General features: G+C 70.6%; 14 protein-coding genes. 12 read left to right on the top strand and 2 right to left on the bottom strand.

Translation table 11 applies throughout. The features are described 5' to 3' along the window. Nucleotides 1-182 precede the first annotated feature (182 nt). Complete coding sequence (ftsY, locus tag OG595_RS10570; RefSeq protein WP_329270391.1) at nt 183-1,385, top strand: signal recognition particle-docking protein FtsY; 1,203 nt, start codon at nt 183-185, stop codon at nt 1,383-1,385. 116 nt (nt 1,386-1,501) lie between these two features. On the opposite strand, the gene OG595_RS10565 is transcribed toward ftsY, so the two are convergent. Further along, a complete protein-coding gene (locus OG595_RS10565) occupies nt 1,502-2,164 on the bottom strand; it encodes a bifunctional DNA primase/polymerase (RefSeq protein ID WP_329270388.1) in 663 nt (220 codons plus the stop codon). 458 nt (nt 2,165-2,622) lie between these two features. Between OG595_RS10565 and nsdA the strand changes: the two genes are divergently transcribed. The 5 genes from nsdA (at nt 2,623) to ffh (ending at nt 10,282) form a co-directional block, all read left to right on the top strand. Further along, the gene (gene nsdA, locus OG595_RS10560) at nt 2,623-4,107 is read left to right on the top strand and encodes a transcriptional repressor NsdA (protein ID WP_329270386.1); all 1,485 of its coding nucleotides are present in this window, start codon (nt 2,623-2,625) and stop codon (nt 4,105-4,107) included. A 309-nt stretch (nt 4,108-4,416) separates the two neighbouring features. Beyond that, nucleotides 4,417-5,757 (top strand): ammonium transporter, encoded by a 1,341-nt coding sequence (locus tag OG595_RS10555; RefSeq protein ID WP_329270384.1) that lies wholly within the window; start codon nt 4,417-4,419, stop codon nt 5,755-5,757. After that, a complete protein-coding gene (locus OG595_RS10550) occupies nt 5,754-6,092 on the top strand; it encodes a P-II family nitrogen regulator (protein ID WP_329270382.1) in 339 nt (112 codons plus the stop codon). The genes OG595_RS10555 and OG595_RS10550 overlap by 4 nt, the downstream gene beginning before the upstream one ends. A gap of 28 nt (nt 6,093-6,120) precedes the next feature. Further along, entirely contained in the window at nt 6,121-8,601 is a 2,481-nt protein-coding gene (locus tag OG595_RS10545) for a [protein-PII] uridylyltransferase (RefSeq protein WP_329270381.1), read from the top strand. Nucleotides 8,602-8,722: 121 nt separating this feature from the next. Next, the gene (gene ffh / locus OG595_RS10540) at nt 8,723-10,282 is read left to right on the top strand and encodes a signal recognition particle protein (RefSeq protein ID WP_329270379.1); all 1,560 of its coding nucleotides are present in this window, start codon (nt 8,723-8,725) and stop codon (nt 10,280-10,282) included. A gap of 225 nt (nt 10,283-10,507) precedes the next feature. On the opposite strand, the gene OG595_RS10535 is transcribed toward ffh, so the two are convergent. Then, on the bottom strand, nt 10,508-11,353 hold the full coding sequence (locus tag OG595_RS10535) for an SAM-dependent methyltransferase (RefSeq protein WP_329270376.1): 846 nt from the start codon (nt 11,351-11,353) through the stop codon (nt 10,508-10,510). Between the two features lie 201 nt (nt 11,354-11,554). Here OG595_RS10535 and proS point away from each other — a divergent pair, with 201 nt between their 5' ends. The 6 genes from proS (at nt 11,555) to trmD (ending at nt 16,295) form a co-directional block, all read left to right on the top strand. Further along, nucleotides 11,555-12,970, top strand: coding sequence for a proline--tRNA ligase (gene proS, locus OG595_RS10530; RefSeq protein WP_329270374.1), 1,416 nt, complete (start codon nt 11,555-11,557; stop codon nt 12,968-12,970). A 251-nt stretch (nt 12,971-13,221) separates the two neighbouring features. Next, nucleotides 13,222-13,824: a hypothetical protein gene (locus tag OG595_RS10525; RefSeq protein ID WP_329270372.1), complete on the top strand. Its 603-nt coding sequence runs from the start codon at nt 13,222-13,224 to the stop codon at nt 13,822-13,824. Nucleotides 13,825-14,133: 309 nt separating this feature from the next. Further along, nucleotides 14,134-14,562, top strand: a complete 429-nt coding sequence (gene rpsP, locus OG595_RS10520; RefSeq protein ID WP_329270370.1) for a 30S ribosomal protein S16 — start codon at nt 14,134-14,136, stop codon at nt 14,560-14,562. Between the two features lie 2 nt (nt 14,563-14,564). Further along, on the top strand, nt 14,565-14,804 hold the full coding sequence (locus OG595_RS10515) for an RNA-binding protein (RefSeq protein WP_055524122.1): 240 nt from the start codon (nt 14,565-14,567) through the stop codon (nt 14,802-14,804). 106 nt (nt 14,805-14,910) lie between these two features. After that, complete coding sequence (gene rimM / locus OG595_RS10510) at nt 14,911-15,474, top strand: ribosome maturation factor RimM (protein WP_329270367.1); 564 nt, start codon at nt 14,911-14,913, stop codon at nt 15,472-15,474. Continuing rightward, nucleotides 15,474-16,295: a tRNA (guanosine(37)-N1)-methyltransferase TrmD gene (gene trmD / locus OG595_RS10505; protein ID WP_329270365.1), complete on the top strand. Its 822-nt coding sequence runs from the start codon at nt 15,474-15,476 to the stop codon at nt 16,293-16,295. The genes rimM and trmD overlap by 1 nt, the downstream gene beginning before the upstream one ends. Nucleotides 16,296-16,361 lie beyond the last annotated feature (66 nt).

Below are 16,361 nucleotides of genomic sequence, written 5' to 3'. Positions count from 1 at the left end.
GGATCGTCAGGTGGCCAGGGCGTGAGCGTGCGAGGTGCCGGGCGCTGTCGGCGGGGAGGGCGGGGCACGGGCCGCCGGATGGGTCGTGGCCCACCCTGGGGCCCCTTCTTCGCGTGCCCGGGCTGCGGCCCCGCGTGGAGAGCGAACGCCTGCGCGGGAGGTCGCGCCATACTGGCGTTGTTATGGAAACCATCATCCTTGCTGTAGTCATCGCCGTGGTCGTGCTCGGTGTGCTCGGCGGGCTCGTCGTCGGCAGCCGCAGGAAGAAGCCGCTGCCCCCGGCGCCCCCCACGGCACCCGACCTCACCACCCCTCCGGCCGAGCCGCACATCGGCGACGAGGCCGAGACGCCGCGCGACGAACCGCGCCGCACGATAGAGGAAGTGGATCTACCGGGGACCGCGGACGGCTCGTCCGTCGTCGTCGAGGAACCTCCCGTCGCTCCCGCGATCGAGGTGCCGGAGCCCACCGCCGGCCGGCTGGTCCGGCTGCGCGCCCGGCTCTCCCGGTCGCAGAACGCGCTCGGCAAGGGGCTGCTCACGCTCCTCGCGCGCGAGCACCTCGACGACGACACCTGGGAGGAGGTCGAGGACACCCTCCTCACCGCCGACGTCGGGGTCCGGCCCACCCAGGAACTGGTCGAGCGGCTGCGCGAGCGCGTGAAGGTGCTCGGCACCCGCACGCCCGCCGACCTGCGCGAACTCCTGCGCGAGGAGCTGCTCCAGATCCTCGAACCCGGGTTCGACCGGACGGTGAAGACCGACTCGAACCTCGACACCCCGGGCATCGTGATGGTCGTCGGCGTCAACGGCACCGGCAAGACCACCACCACCGGCAAGCTGGCGCGTGTGCTGGTCGCCGACGGGAAAAACGTTGTTCTCGGTGCCGCCGACACCTTCCGGGCCGCCGCCGCCGACCAGCTCCAGACCTGGGGCGACCGCGTCGGCGCCCGTACCGTGCGCGGTCCCGAGGGCGGCGACCCCGCGTCGATCGCCTTCGACGCCGTCAAGGAGGGCATCGAGGCCGGTGCCGACGTCGTACTGATCGACACCGCCGGACGACTGCACACCAAGACCGGGCTCATGGACGAGCTGGGCAAGGTCAAGCGCGTCGTCGAGAAGCACGCCCCGCTGGACGAGGTGCTGCTGGTGCTCGACGCCACCACCGGGCAGAACGGCCTCGTCCAGGCCCGCGTCTTCGCCGAGGTCGTCGAGATCACCGGCATCGTGCTCACCAAGCTCGACGGCACCGCCAAGGGCGGCATCGTCATCGCCGTACAGCGCGAGCTGGGCGTGCCGGTGAAGCTGATCGGCCTCGGTGAGGGGGCCGACGATCTGGCGCCGTTCGAGCCGGAGGCGTTTGTTGACGCACTTATCGGAGAGTGATCGGCATCCTGGTCACCGTCTCCGGAAATCCGTAGGTCCGCGAAGAGGCGCCCGCCCCCAAGGTGCAGTTGGGGACGGGCGCCTTGCTGTGCGGCCCCGCGCCGTGGACTCGGGCGCTACGCCCGCGACCGGTGCGCCACGTAGGCCAGCGTCCCCAGCAGCAGCCTGGCCGCCGGAGGCCTGGTCGCCGTGTCCAGGGCGGGCGGGCGCAGCCAGGTGACCGGGCCGAGGCCGCCCCGGTCGGAGGGGGGTGCCGTGAGGTACGTACCGGAGCCCAGGCCGTGCAGGTCGAGGGCCGCGTCGTCCCAGCCCATGCGGTAGAGGAGTTCGGGGAGTTCGGCGGCGGCGCCGGGGGCGACGAAGAACTGGGCGCGGCCCTCCGGGGTGGCGGTGACCGGGCCGAGGGGGAGGCCCATGCGTTCCAGCCGGACCAGGGCCCGGCGGCCGGCCGGTTCGGCGACCTCGATCACGTCGAAGGCGCGGCCCACGGGGAGCATGACCGCGGCGCCCGGGAACTGGCCCCAGGTGTCGGTGACTTCGTCGAGGGTGGCGCCGGCCGCGACCCGGGGCGCGAAGCTCAGGGGGTGGGCGCCCGGCGCGGGGCAGTCGGTCAGGCCGCAGGAGCAGGCGCCGCCGGCCGCGCGGGCGCCGGCGGCCACGTCCCAGCCCCAGAGGCCGGTGTACTCGGCCACGGCGGTGCACTCGGACGACCGGCCGCGGCGACGCGTGCCGGTCCGGATCTCGCGGATACCCCGGCTGCTGCCGATCGTGAAGCCCATGCCCCCTCCAACGGGTCCGACGCGCCGGTGGTTACGAGCTGCGACCAGAACGTAACCCTGCGTTTCCGGCTGCCCGTCACCCCTGTCCGCCCTCACCGGCTCCGGTCGGCGCCCAGAAGTGCCTCGGGTGGTGCGCTCGGCGGTGCGCGCCCTCGCGTGCACCGCTCCGCCCACTCCCAGCCGTCCTCTGTCAAGTGAATCCTGTGCAGCCGCCCGTGAGTTCATTCGAAGGGGTGGCGAATGGTGGCGTTTCCTGGATCCCCATGGCCGGAGGCGTGATCGTAGGATTACTTTGAGTGCACGAGACCTGGGAGCACATGCGCTCGTGGGTATGCCGGAGGCAACTCGGCTTCCCGTTCGAAGGGTGAGAACTGTCGGACACGGAGCCTATTTACCGGCATTCTGATAGGGCTTGGCGCACTCGGCGAACAAGTGGTCTCAGGGATGGGGGCGTTCCAGTGGGCGGCAACGGCGGAAGCGCGACGACACCGGCCAGCGCCGACAAGCGCCCGAATGAGCTGCTCGGCTCGTGGTTCGTGCGCAGCGGCTGGTCCAAGGGCGAACTGGCGCGCCAAGTGAACCGCCGGGCACGCCAGTTGGGTGCCAACCACATCTCGACGGACACCTCACGGGTCCGGCGCTGGCTGGACGGGGAGAATCCGCGCGAGCCGATCCCGCGCATCCTGTCCGAACTGTTCTCCGAGCGCTTCGGCTGTGTCGTCTCCGTCGAGGACCTGGGGCTGCGCGCCGCCCGCCAGTCGCCGTCCGCGTCCGGTGTCGACCTGCCCTGGACGGCCCCCCAGACCGTGGCCCTGCTCAGCGAGTTCTCGCGCAGCGACCTGATGCTGGCGCGACGCGGCTTCCTCGGGACCGCCCTGTCCCTCGCCGCCGGACCCACCCTCATCGAGCCCATGCAGCGCTGGCTCGTCCCGGTGCCCCCCGCCCCGCCCGAGGAACCCGAGCACCCGACCGCCGCGCGCCGGGCCGGCCGCCTCTCCAGGCCCGAACTGGAGCTGCTGGAGTCCACCACCGCGATGTTCCGGCAGTGGGACGCCCAGTGCGGCGGTGGCCTGCGCCGCAAGGCGGTGGTCGGACAGCTGCACGAGGTGACGGACCTCCTCCAGGAGCCCCAGCCCGAGGCCACCAGCCGCAAGCTGTTCAAGGTCGCCGCCGAGCTGGCCGAACTCGCCGGCTGGATGTCGTACGACGTGGGGCTCCAGCCGACCGCCCAGAAGTACTTCGTCCTGGCTCTGCACGCGGCCAAGGAGGCCGGGGACAAGCCCCTGGGCTCGTACGTCCTGTCGTCCATGAGCCGCCAGATGATCCACCTCGGCCGGCCGGACGACGCACTCGAACTGATCCACCTCGCGCAGTACGGCAGCCGCGACTGCGCGAGCCCCCGCACCCAGTCCATGCTGTATGCGATGGAGGCACGCGCATACGCCAATATGGGACAGCCCGGGAAGTGCAAGCGGGCCGTGCGCATGGCCGAGGACACGTTCGCGGACGTACACGATTGGGACGAGCCCGATCCCGACTGGATCCGCTTCTTCTCCCGGGCCGAGCTCTACGGCGAGAACTCCCACTCGTTCCGTGACCTGGCCTACGTCGCGGGCCGCAGCCCCACCTACGCCTCCCTCGCCGAGCCCCTGATGCGGAACGCCGTCGACCTGTTCGCGAAGGACACCGATCACCAGCGTTCGTACGCACTGAACCTGATCGGCATGGCCACGGTCCACCTTCTCCAGCGGGAGCCCGAGCGGGCCGCGGTGCTGGCCATGGAAGCCATGGAAATCGGCAAGAAGGTGCGCTCCGAGCGCGTCAACACTCGTATCCGAAAGACCGTCGACACGGCGGTGCGCGAGTTCGGGGATCTCGCCGAGGTCGTGGACCTGACGGACCAGCTCGCGATCGATCTGCCCGAGACCGCCGAGGCGGTCTGAACCCCCGGAACCCCGGCCGCGGCAGGCCTTCCCGACAGCCCGACTCGGCTCCCCCGCCAGGTCATCGGAAGGTCGGCCGCGGTCGGCCCACCACCACGGGCGAAGGTTGCGCCACGATAACGATCGGCGCGTCCAACATCCGGCAGTTCATCGATCCGTAACACGCGAGGCACCTTCGTCACTGCGGCGAAACATCGAGGGGCGTCGACCGAAACGGCGCTGCGTCAATGTCTGGCGCATAACCGGCCCACCCCTCAATCCGCTCAGGCTTCGCCCGCACGGGGCCGTACCAATGACGAGGAGACGCCGATGGCATCAGCCGCCATCACGCTAGCCGCAGAGGCTCCCAAGCTCTCTGCCGCGAACACCGGGTTCATGCTGATCTGTTCGGCACTGGTGTTGCTCATGACCCCCGGACTCGCCTTCTTCTACGGAGGCATGGTCCGGGTCAAGAGCACCCTGAACATGTTGATGATGAGCTTTATCAGCATCGGCATCGTCACCCTTCTGTGGGTGCTGTACGGCTTCTCCCTCGCGTTCGGCACCGACAAGGGCAGCCTCATCGGCTGGACCTCGGGCTGGGTCGGCCTCAGCGACATCGGCACGACCGATCTGTGGGACGGCTACAACATCCCGATCCTGACGTTCATGGTCTTCCAGATGATGTTCGCGGTCATCACCCCCGCCCTGATCAGCGGTGCCATCGCGGACCGCGTCAAGTTCTCGGCCTGGGCGCTGTTCGTCGCCCTGTGGGCCACCGTCGTGTACTTCCCCGTCGCCCACTGGGTCTGGGGCGCGGGCGGCTGGGCCTTCGAGCTCGGTGTCATCGACTTCGCCGGTGGTACGGCGGTCCACATCAACGCGGGTGCCGCGGCGCTCGGCGTGATCCTGGTCATCGGCAAGCGCGTCGGATTCAAGAAGGACCCGATGCGCCCGCACAGCCTCCCGCTGGTCATGCTCGGTGCCGGTCTCCTGTGGTTCGGCTGGTTCGGCTTCAACGCCGGTTCGTGGCTGGGCAACGACGACGGCGTCGGCACGCTGATGTTCGTCAACACGCAGGTCGCCACCGCCGCCGCCATGCTCGCCTGGCTCATCTACGAGAAGATCCGCCACGGCGCGTTCACCACCCTGGGTGCCGCCTCCGGCGCGGTCGCGGGTCTGGTCGCCATCACCCCCTCGGGTGGTGCGGTCTCCCCGATCGGCGCGATCGCGGTCGGCGCCATCGCCGGTCTGCTGTGCGCCATGGCTGTCGGCCTCAAGTACAAGTTCGGTTACGACGACTCGCTCGACGTCGTCGGCGTCCACCTCGTCGGTGGTGTCGTCGGCTCCCTGCTCATCGGCTTCTTCGCCAGCGGCAAGGGCCAGTCGGAGGTCGAGGGCCTCTTCTACGGCGGCGGCCTCGACCAGTTCTGGAAGCAGTGCGCGGGCGTCTTCGCCGTCCTCGGCTACTCCCTGGTCGCCTCCGCGGTCCTCGCCTTCCTCCTCGACAAGACGATCGGCATGCGCGTCTCCGAGGACGACGAGATCGCCGGCATCGACCAGGCCGAGCACGCCGAGACCGCATACGACTTCAGCGGCGCCGGCGGCGGCGCTGCCCGCACGTCCGTCACGGCGGCCGTCGGTGGCGAGAGCAAGAAGGTGGACGCATGAAGCTCATCACCGCCGTTGTGAAGCCCCACCGGCTCGACGAGATCAAGGAGGCCCTCCAGGCCTTCGGGGTCCACGGTCTGACGGTCACCGAGGCGAGCGGCTACGGTCGTCAGCGGGGCCACACCGAGGTCTACCGCGGTGCCGAGTACACGGTCGACCTGGTTCCCAAGATCCGTATCGAGGTTCTGGCCGAGGACGACGACGCCGAGGGTCTGATCGACGTCATCGTCAAGGCGGCCCGGACCGGCAAGATCGGTGACGGCAAGGTCTGGTCCATCCCGGTCGACACCGCCGTCCGGGTCCGGACCGGTGAGCGCGGCCCGGACGCGCTCTGAGGCAGCAAAGACGAACAGGAGTCGCTGGGTGACGAGTACGGACGTGCGCAAGGATGCAGAGGACTCGGGACCCAGCGGCTATGCGGCGGCCCGGCTGCGCCTCCTCACCGAGGGGGCGCGGTCCGGGCCGCCGCGCCGTGCGGCCCTGGCCGAACTGACCGACGAGTGGCTGACCGGCCTCTTCACGGCCGCTTCCGAAGGCCTGCAAGGACTGCGTGGAGTCTCCCTGGTCGCCGTCGGCGGCTACGGCAGGGGTGAACTCTCCCCGCGCAGCGACCTGGACCTGCTCCTCCTGCACGACGGCAGCGACTCCGCCGCCGTCGCCGCCCTCGCGGACCGCCTCTGGTACCCCGTGTGGGACCTGGGCCTCGCCCTGGACCACTCCGTCCGGACCCAGTCCGAGGCCCGGAAGGTGTCGGGCGAGGACCTCAAGGTGCAGCTGGGCCTGCTGGACGCCCGCCACCTGGCCGGCGACCTCGGCCTCACGGCCGGCCTGCGCACCGCCGTCCTCGCCGACTGGCGCAACCAGGCCCCCAAACGCCTCCCCGAACTCCAGGAACTCTGCGCCGAACGCGCCGAACGCCAGGGCGAGCTCCAGTACCTCCTCGAACCCGACCTCAAGGAGGCCCGCGGCGGTCTGCGCGACGCCACCGCCCTGCGCGCGGTCGCGGCCTCCTGGCTGGCCGACGCCCCCCGCGAGGGCCTCACGGACGCCCGGCGCCGCCTGCTGGACGTCCGCGACGCCCTCCACCTCACCACCGGCCGCGCCACCGACCGCCTCGCCCTCCAGGAACAGGACCAGGTAGCCGCCGAACTCGGACTCCTCGACGCCGACACCCTCCTGCGGCAGGTCTACGAGGCGGCACGCGTCGTCTCGTACGCGAGTGACGTGACCTGGCGCGAGGTGGGGCGCGTGCTCCGCTCGCGCGCCGTACGCCCGCGCCTGCGCGCCATGCTGGGCGGCGGCAAGCCCGTGGCGGAACGTTCACCCTTGGCCGAGGGCGTCGTCGAGCAGGACGGCGAGGTGGTCCTCGCCCGTGCCGCGCGCCCCGACCGCGACCCCGTACTCCCGCTGCGCGCCGCCGCGGCAGCCGCCCAGGCGGGTCTCCCGCTGTCCCTGCACGCGGTCCGCCGGATGGCAGCCGCGGCACGGCCGCTGCCGACCCCCTGGCCGGCCGAGGCGAGAGAGCAACTGGTCACGCTGCTGGGCTCGGGCAGCCCGACCATCGAGGTCTGGGAGGCGCTGGAGGCCGAAGGCCTGATCACCCACTTCCTCCCCGACTGGGAGCGGGTCCGCTGCCGCCCGCAGCGCAACGCCGTCCACATCTGGACGGTCGACCGCCACCTGATCGAAACGGCCGTCCGGGCCTCCGAGTTCACCCGCCGGGTCAGCCGCCCCGACCTCCTCCTGGTCTCCGCGCTGCTCCACGACATCGGCAAGGGCTGGCCCGGCGACCACTCCGTCGCGGGCGAGATCATCGCCAAGGACGTGGCCGCCCGTATCGGCTTCGACCGCGCCGACGTGGCGGTGCTGGCCACCCTCGTACGCCACCATCTGCTCCTGGTCGACACCGCCACCCGGCGTGACCTGGAGGACCCGGCCACCGTGCGCTCGGTCGCCGAGGCGGTCGGCACGCAGAGCACGCTGGAACTCCTCCACGCGCTCACCGAGTCCGACGCGCTGGCCACGGGCCCGGCCGCCTGGTCGACCTGGCGCGGCTCACTCGTCGCCGACCTGGTCAAACGGGTCGCCGCCGTGCTCGCCGGGGACGCCCCCGAGGAGCCCGAGGCCGCCGCGCCCACCGCCGAACAGGAACGGCTCGCCATCGAGGCGTTCCGCACCGGCGGCCCGGTGCTGTCGCTGCGCGCCCAGACGGAGGCCCCGGCGGACGCGTCGCCGGAGGAGTCCCCGTCGCCGGACGCGGGCGAACCCGAGCCGCTCGGCGTGGAACTCCTGATCGCCGTACCGGACCAGCCCGGCGTACTGCCCGCGGTGGCCGGCGTCCTCGCCATGCACCGGCTGACCGTGCGTACGGCGGAACTGCGCGCACTGGACCTCCCCGACGGTGTCGAGGGCGCGGTCCTGCTCCTCGACTGGCGCGTGGCCGCCGAGTACGGCTCCCTGCCCCAGGCGGCCCGCCTGCGCGCCGACCTCGTACGGGCGCTGGACGGCTCCCTGGACATCGCGGGCCGCCTGGCCGAGCGCGACGCCGCGTACCCGCGGCGCCGGGGCGTCGTGGCGCCGCCTGCCCGGGTGACCGTACATCCGGCCGCCTCCCGGCAGGCCACGGTGATCGAGGTGCGCGCGCAGGACGCCCCGGGGCTGCTGCACCGGATCGGGCGGGCGCTGGAGGAGGCCGGGGTGCGGGTGCGGAGCATGCACGTCAGCACGCTGGGTTCCAACGCGGTGGACGCCTTCTACGTGACCAGCCGCAAGGGCGCGCCGCTGCCGGGGGACGAGGCGTCCACGGTGGCACGGAAGCTGGAGGAGATGATCCGGGCGTCGTGACCGCCCGCGCGGGGATTCCGTCCCCGTCTGCCGAATCAGCAGGCGGGGGCGATTTGCTTGCGAGGCCGGATACCCTGGAGAACAGCCCACTCTGCCCCCTACTCCGAGGACCGACGCCGCCGTGTTCGATACTCTCTCCGACCGCTTGTCAGCGACTTTCAAGAACCTGCGCGGCAAGGGGCGCCTGAGCGAGGCGGACATCGACGCCACGGCCCGCGAGATCCGTATCGCGCTCCTCGAAGCCGACGTGGCCCTGCCGGTCGTGCGGACGTTCATCAAGAACGTCAAGGAGCGTGCCCTCGGGGCCGACGTCTCCAAGGCGCTGAACCCCGCCCAGCAGGTCCTCAAGATCGTCAACGAGGAACTCGTCACGATCCTCGGCGGCGAGACCCGGCGCCTCCGCTTCGCCAAGCAGCCCCCGACCGTGATCATGCTGGCCGGTCTCCAGGGTGCCGGTAAGACCACCCTCGCGGGCAAGCTGGGCAAGTGGCTCAAGGACCAGGGGCACTCGCCCCTCCTCGTCGCCGCCGACCTCCAGCGCCCCAACGCCGTCAACCAGCTCAGCGTCGTCGCCGAGCGCGCCGGGGTCGCGGTCTACGCGCCCGAGCCGGGCAACGGGGTCGGTGACCCGGTCAAGGTCGCCAAGGACTCCATGGAGTTCGCGAGGACCAAGGTCCACGACATCGTGATCGTGGACACCGCCGGCCGCCTCGGTATCGACGCCGAGCTGATGCGGCAGGCCGCGGACATCCGGGACGCGGTCTCGCCCGACGAGATCCTCTTCGTCGTCGACGCGATGATCGGCCAGGACGCCGTCAACACGGCCGAGGCCTTCCGGGACGGCGTCGGCTTCGACGGTGTCGTCCTGTCGAAGCTCGACGGTGACGCCCGTGGTGGTGCCGCGCTCTCCATCGCCTCGGTGACCGGCAAGCCGATCATGTTCGCGTCGAACGGCGAGAAGCTCGACGACTTCGACGCGTTCCACCCTGACCGGATGGCCTCCCGCATCCTCGACATGGGTGACCTGCTCACCCTGATCGAGCAGGCGGAGAAGACGTTCAGCCAGGAAGAAGCCGAGGCCATGGCCTCCAAGCTGGCGTCCAAGAAGGGCCAGGACTTCACCCTGGACGACTTCCTGGCCCAGATGGAGCAGGTCAGGAAGATGGGGTCGATCTCCAAACTCCTCGGCATGCTGCCCGGCATGGGGCAGATCAAGGACCAGATCAACAACCTCGACGAGCGCGATGTCGACCGTACGGCGGCCATCATCAAGTCGATGACCCCGGCCGAGCGTCATGAGCCGACGATCATCAACGGCTCGCGCCGCGCCCGTATCGCCAAGGGTTCCGGTGTCGAGGTCAGCGCGGTCAAGGGCCTGGTCGAGCGGTTCTTCGAGGCGCGCAAGATGATGTCCCGCATGGCCCAGGGCGGCGGTATGCCGGGGATGCCCGGGATGCCGGGCATGGGTGGCGGTCCCGGCCGCTCCAGGAAGCAGCCCAAGCAGGCCAAGGGCAAGCAGCGCTCCGGCAACCCGATGAAGCGCAAGCAGCAGGAGCAGGAGGAGGCCGCACGCCGGGCCGCCGGTGCCCAGGGTGCTCCGGGCGGCGCGTTCGGTCTGCCGGGCCAGCAGGGCGCGCAGGACTTCGAGCTGCCGGACGAGTTCAAGAAGTTCATGGGCTGAGAAGCCGGCCGGCCGGGAAGCCGATCAACCGATTCGAGACGTCCGTACGTCGTCCAGGGCGCCCTTCTCCTGAGGGGCGCCCTGACGCGTTCCGCGCGTCCCCGCGCGCGGGGGTGCGTCGTCGGTGGGATGTGCCCCGGCCGCGCCGGTCGACCGCACACGCCGGCCGAGGCGCTGGGAGGGCCCTGGGCGGGGCAGCCGGCGCAACGGCTGCCACGGGTCACCTCACGCGGTCCGGGCGATGAGGTACCGGAAGACGTTCGGCATCCATATCGTCCCGTCCCTCCGCTGATGCGGATGCAGTGCCTCCGCCAGCTCCTTGTCCACCTGCTCCTGGCCGGTCGCCGCGATCGCCGCGTCGAACAGCCCCGTCGACAGCAGCCCGCGTACGGCGCTGCGCATGTTCGCGTACCCGAACGGGCAGGACACCCGCCCGGAGCCGTCCGGGCGCAGGCCCGTCCGCTGGGCGACCCTCTCCAGGTCGTCGCGGAGCGAGGGGCGCCAACTGCCCGTGACGCGCAACGGATCGGCGAGCCGGGCCGCGACCCGCAGTACGGCCGACGTGGCGCAGCGCTCCGGTGGACCCCAGCCGACCAGCACCACCGGCGAGCCCCGGCCGACCGACGGCAGCGCCGCCGCGAGCGTCCTGCCGAGCTCCTCGGAGTCGCCCGCGCGACAGCCGATCGGCTCGAACGCGGTCACCAGGGTGTACGCGGGGGTGCCCGTCTCGGGGAGTCTCGTCACGAGCCGGGCGTCGGCACGCGCGCGTACGGGCGCCGATTCGGGCAGTAAACGCTCCCGCGCCAGGCTCAGCCGCTGCGGTGACGACGCCTCGACACCGGTAACGGCGGCGCCTCGCGAGGCCGCCATCAACAGGGCCAGGCCCGAGCCGCAGCCGAGGCCGAGCAGTCGCGTGCCGTTGCCCACTTCCAGCCGCTCGTAGACGGACTCGTAGAGCGGTACGAACATCCGCTCCTGGATCTCCGACCAGTCACGCGCGCGTGCGCACAGGTCCACACGGGTCGCCGGACCCGTGTGAGGCAGGTGCTGCCGCACGAGTGTAGGTGTCATCGAAAGCGCCCCAATCCGCCGAGAGTTGCCCTTGGTTCCGATGTGGTGGCCCCCGTTGCCGTGCGCGCTCGCACTTCCCCCGTATGCCAGGTAACTCCGCACCCGAGCCGCCGTCCAGGGGTTGTGAGGCCGAGGTTGTGCGCTCGCTGTGCTCACGAAAAGAATTCACATGCCGGCAACGTGGGCCCGTAGCATCGCGCCATGGCAAAGGCACCCGTACTCACGCCTCAGGCAATTGACTTCCCCCGCTGGTACCAGGATCTGGTCGCCAAGGCCGAGCTGGCCGACAACGGTCCGGTGCGGGGCACCATGGTCATCCGACCGTACGGGTACGGGCTGTGGGAGCGGATGCAGGCCGAGATGGACACGCGGATCAAGGAGACGGGCGCGCAGAACGCCTACTTCCCCCTGCTGATCCCGCAGTCGTACTTCGCCAAGGAGGCCGAGCACGTCGAGGGTTTCGCGCCTGAACTGGCCGTGGTCACGCACGGCGGCGGCAAGGAGCTCGAAGAGCCCGCGGTGGTCCGCCCCACCTCCGAGATGATCATCAACGACTACTTCTCGAAGTGGGTGCAGAGCTACCGCGACCTGCCCCTGCTGATCAACCAGTGGGCGAACGTGGTGCGTTGGGAACTGCGCCCCCGGCTCTTCCTCCGCACGAGCGAGTTCCTGTGGCAGGAGGGCCACACCGCGCACGCCACCCAGGAGGACGCCCGCGACTTCGCCGCGCACATCCACCGGAACGTCTACGAGGACTTCATGGTCAACGTCCTGGCGATGGACACCGTTCCCGGCCGCAAGACGGTCAAGGAGCGCTTCGCCGGCGCCATCAACACCCTCACCCTCGAAGGCATGATGGGCGACGGCAAGGCCCTCCAGATGGCCACCAGCCATGAGTTGGGCCAGAACTTCGCCAAGGCCTTCAACACCCGCTACCTGTCGAGGGAAGGCAGGCAGGAACTCGTCTGGCAGACGTCTTGGGGCTCGACGACCCGCATGATCGGCGCCCTGGTGATGGCACACGGCGACGACAACGGCCTGCGGATCCCCCCGCGCCTCGCCGCGATCCAGGCCGTGGTCGTCGCGATCAAGGGCGACGAGGCGGTTCTGGCCAAGGTCCGCGAGATCGGCGACCGGCTGAAGGCGGCGGGCGTACGCGTACACGTGGACGACCGCACGGACGTGCCCTTCGGCCGCCGCGCCGTCGACTGGGAGCTCAAGGGCGTACCGGTACGCGTCGAGGTCGGCCCCCGTGACCTGGAGAGCGGCACGGCGATGCTCGTCCGCCGCATCCCGGGCGGCAAGGAACCGGTGGCCTTCGACGCGCTCGTACGGCTGCTGCCCACCGTCCTCGAAGAGGACCAGGCGCTGCTGCTGGCCCAGTCGCGCGAGCGCCGGGAGTCCCGGACCTCGGACGTGTCGACGTTCGAGGAGGCCGTCGAGGCGGCGACCGCCGGTCGCTGGGCGCGCGTCCCCTGGGCGGTGCTCGGCGAAAACGGCGAGGCCAGGCTCGGTGAGCACGCGGTGACCGTACGCTGTCTGGTCGCGGCGGACGGGTCGGTCCCCGAGACCGATGACGCACGGGGTAACGTCGCCATTGTCGCCCGCGCCTACTGAGGCGGCGACGAGAGCGACCGAAACGCCTCTTGCGCACCGGACGACCACAGGTACCCCGGCGCGCGGACAACGTCTACGCGCCGGGTCGTACGTGGGGCTACGCACCGGCTTGGTATGAGCTGTGAGGCTTCTCCGCAGATCAGCGCACCCGCCCTCGTCCGGACGCATCAGCGGCAACTGACGGGTACGTGCAAATTATTTGGGATGGCCCGGAATCGGAACACAGCGGCACTCAGGCTCGTTGTCATTACGTGAGCACGACACAGACACCACCTGTACTCGCCGCAGAACTGGCGCAGGCGTGGGCCGACATTCAGCGGTACCACCCCGAGCTGCCCGATCTTGCCGCGCCCGAGTCCCTGATCGGAGAGTCGTCGTCCGCCTGCGGGCACGCGCTCTCCTTCGAGCGACTGCTTCATGAGGCAGTCCATGGCATCGCAGCCGCCCGTGGAGTCCGCGACACCTCCCGGGCCGGCCGCTACCACAACCGCAGATTCCTCGCGATCGCCGAGGAGCTGGGCCTGGACCACCCTGAGGAACCGCACCCCAGCAGCGGCTTCTCGCTGGTCACGCTCAACCCCGAGGCCAAGCGGCGCTACCGCCCCACCATGGAGCGGCTGCAGCGCGCCCTGAAGGCGCACACCGTGGCCACCACCACCGACACGACCCGCACCTTCCGCGGTCCGGCCGCCCGCCACGGCTCCTCCGGGGGAGGGGTGCGTGTGAAGGCCGTCTGCGACTGCGGCCGCAACGTGCGCGTCGTCCCGTCGGTGCTGGCACAGGCTCCGATCGTGTGCGGCGGCTGCGGCAAGCCGTTCCGCATCCCCGAGATCGTGGGCGCGGGCGCCGCCTGACACCCCGTCCCGTCGCGTGATCGAGCCCGGCATCTCGTGGGTGCCGGATGAACACGTGGGGGAGTGCGCGGTCCTCGGGCGGTCGCCTGTATGGGCACCCGGAGTGCCGGGTGCCCATACAGGCCTGGCCAAGTGCTGCCCGGGTACGGCGCGACCCGCAGGGTGTGGCAGAATGGCCAGCTGTACTCGACAGCCGCACAGGAACCCTCTCGCCTCCGGCTGACGCGTCCATCGGGCACTCGGGTACCGCAACCCCACGCGGCAATCTCGCCGTGCCCAACCACGTCAAATCCAGGAGAACCCACTCCCGTGGCAGTCAAGATCAAGCTGAAGCGTCTGGGCAAGATCCGTTCGCCTCACTACCGCATCGTCGTCGCCGACTCCCGTACCCGCCGTGATGGCCGGGCCATCGAGGAGATCGGCCTGTACCACCCGGTGCAGAACCCCTCGCGCATCGAGGTCGACACCGAGCGTGCGCAGTACTGGCTGGGTGTCGGCGCGCAGCCGACCGAGCCGGTTCTCGCCATCCTCAAGCTGACCGGCGACTGGCAGAAGTTCAAGGGCCTGCCGGCCCCGGCTCCGCTGCTCGTGGCCGCTCCGAAGCCCGCCCGTCCGCTGTTCGAGGCCCTGGGCGGCGACAACGAGGGCAAGGGTGAGGCCATCACCCAGAAGAAGAAGGCCGAGAAGAAGGACGAGGCTCCGGCCGAGTCCTCTGCGGCTGCGCCGACCGAGGCCTGAGCATGCTCGAGGAGGCTCTCGAGCACCTCGTGAAGGGCATCGTCGACAACCCCGACGAAGTGCAGGTCGCCTCGCGCGAGCTGCGTCGTGGGCGCGTTCTGGAGGTCAGGGTTCACCCAGACGACCTCGGTAAGGTGATCGGCCGCAACGGCCGTACCGCGCGTGCCCTGCGAACCGTCGTGGGTGCCATCGGCGGACGCGGTGTCCGTGTCGACCTCGTCGACGTGGACCAGGTTCGCTGATCACCACGTAGCACCGGCTCGGGCCGGGGATGGCCACTTGGGCCGTCCCCGGCCCGTAGTCGTCTGCGCAGCAATGCCGTAGGCACACGACAGGAGATTCCAGAAAGTGCAGCTCGTAGTCGCGCGTGTGGGCCGCGCCCACGGCATCAAGGGCGAGGTCACCGTCGAGGTCCGTACCGACGAGCCGGAACTGCGGCTCGGTCCGGGTGCCGTCCTGGCCACCGACCCCGCCACGGCGGGCCCGCTGACCATCGAGACCGGCCGCGTCCACAGCGGCCGGCTTCTGCTGCGCTTCGAGGGCGTACGCGACCGGACCGGCGCCGAGGCCCTCCGCAACATCCTGCTGATCGCCGACGTCGACCCCGAGGAACTGCCCGAGGGCGAGGACGAGTACTACGACCACCAGCTGATGGACCTGGACGTGGTCCTGGTCGACGGCACCGAGATCGGGCGCATCACCGAGATCTCGCACCTGCCCTCCCAGGACCTGTTCGTCGTGGAGCGCCCCGACGGCAGCGAGGTGTACATCCCCTTCGTCCAGGAGATCGTCGTGGAGATCGACCTGGAGGAGCAGCGGGCGGTCATCGACCCGCCGCCGGGCCTGATCGACGACCAGGCGGAAGTCGTCTCTTCCCGGGAAGACGAAGACTCCTCGGGAGCCGACGCCTGATGCGTCTCGACGTCGTCACGATCTTCCCCGAGTACCTCGAACCCCTGAACGTCTCGCTCGTCGGCAAGGCACGCACGCGTGGACAGCTGAATGTGCACGTGCATCATCTTCGGGACTGGACGTACGACCGCCACAACAAGGTCGACGACACGCCCTACGGCGGCGGCCCGGGAATGGTCATGAAGACCGACCCCTGGGGCGACGCCCTGGACGACGTACTCGCCGACGGATACGAGGCCGGCTCCCGGACACCCGCACTGGTCGTGCCCACGCCCAGCGGCCGGCCCTTCACCCAGGCACTCGCCGTCGAACTGTCCGAGCGCCCCTGGCTGGTGTTCACACCCGCCCGCTACGAGGGCATCGACCGGCGTGTCATCGACGAGTACGCCACGCGGATGCCGGTGTACGAGGTGTCCATCGGCGACTACGTGCTCGCCGGCGGGGAAGCGGCCGTACTGGTGATCACCGAGGCCGTGGCGCGACTGCTGCCCGGGGTCCTCGGCAACGCCGAGTCGCACCGGGACGACTCCTTCGCGCCGGGTGCCATGGCCAACCTCCTGGAGGGGCCCGTCTTCACCAAGCCGCCCCAGTGGCGTGGCCGGGAGATCCCCGACGTGCTGCTCAGCGGCCACCACGGAAAGATCGCGCGCTGGCGCCGGGACGAGGCGCTGCGCCGTACGGCGGCCAACCGGCCCGACCTGATCGAACAGACCGCGGCGTCGGCCTTCGACAAGAAGGACCGCGAAACGCTCTCCATCATGGGGTGGCATCCGTCAGCCGACGGCCGATTTTGGCGTAGGCCGACGGGCGTGGAAGAATAGGTCGCTGTTGTGCGTCGTCCGGCGTGCGCCCCTGCCACGGGGGGACACGACGCCCGCCCCGGCACG

Source organism: Streptomyces sp. NBC_01451 (assembly GCF_036227485.1).
Taxonomy (GTDB): Bacteria; Actinomycetota; Actinomycetes; order Streptomycetales; family Streptomycetaceae; genus Streptomyces.
This window is presented reverse-complemented; position numbering and strand designations above follow the sequence as displayed.

What these genes read in the sequence shown, in the direction of transcription:
- trmD (WP_329270365.1), top strand. Translation starts at nt 15,474, where the DNA reads ATGCGTCTCGACGTCGTCACGATCTTCCCCGAGTACCTCGAACCCCTG.
- ftsY (WP_329270391.1), top strand. Translation starts at nt 183, where the DNA reads ATGGAAACCATCATCCTTGCTGTAGTCATCGCCGTGGTCGTGCTCGGT.
- proS (WP_329270374.1), top strand. Translation starts at nt 11,555, where the DNA reads ATGGCAAAGGCACCCGTACTCACGCCTCAGGCAATTGACTTCCCCCGC.
- OG595_RS10550 (WP_329270382.1), top strand. Translation starts at nt 5,754, where the DNA reads ATGAAGCTCATCACCGCCGTTGTGAAGCCCCACCGGCTCGACGAGATC.
- OG595_RS10535 (WP_329270376.1), bottom strand. Translation starts at nt 11,353, where the DNA reads ATGACACCTACACTCGTGCGGCAGCACCTGCCTCACACGGGTCCGGCG.
- OG595_RS10565 (WP_329270388.1), bottom strand. Translation starts at nt 2,164, where the DNA reads ATGGGCTTCACGATCGGCAGCAGCCGGGGTATCCGCGAGATCCGGACC.
- OG595_RS10555 (WP_329270384.1), top strand. Translation starts at nt 4,417, where the DNA reads ATGGCATCAGCCGCCATCACGCTAGCCGCAGAGGCTCCCAAGCTCTCT.
- OG595_RS10515 (WP_055524122.1), top strand. Translation starts at nt 14,565, where the DNA reads ATGCTCGAGGAGGCTCTCGAGCACCTCGTGAAGGGCATCGTCGACAAC.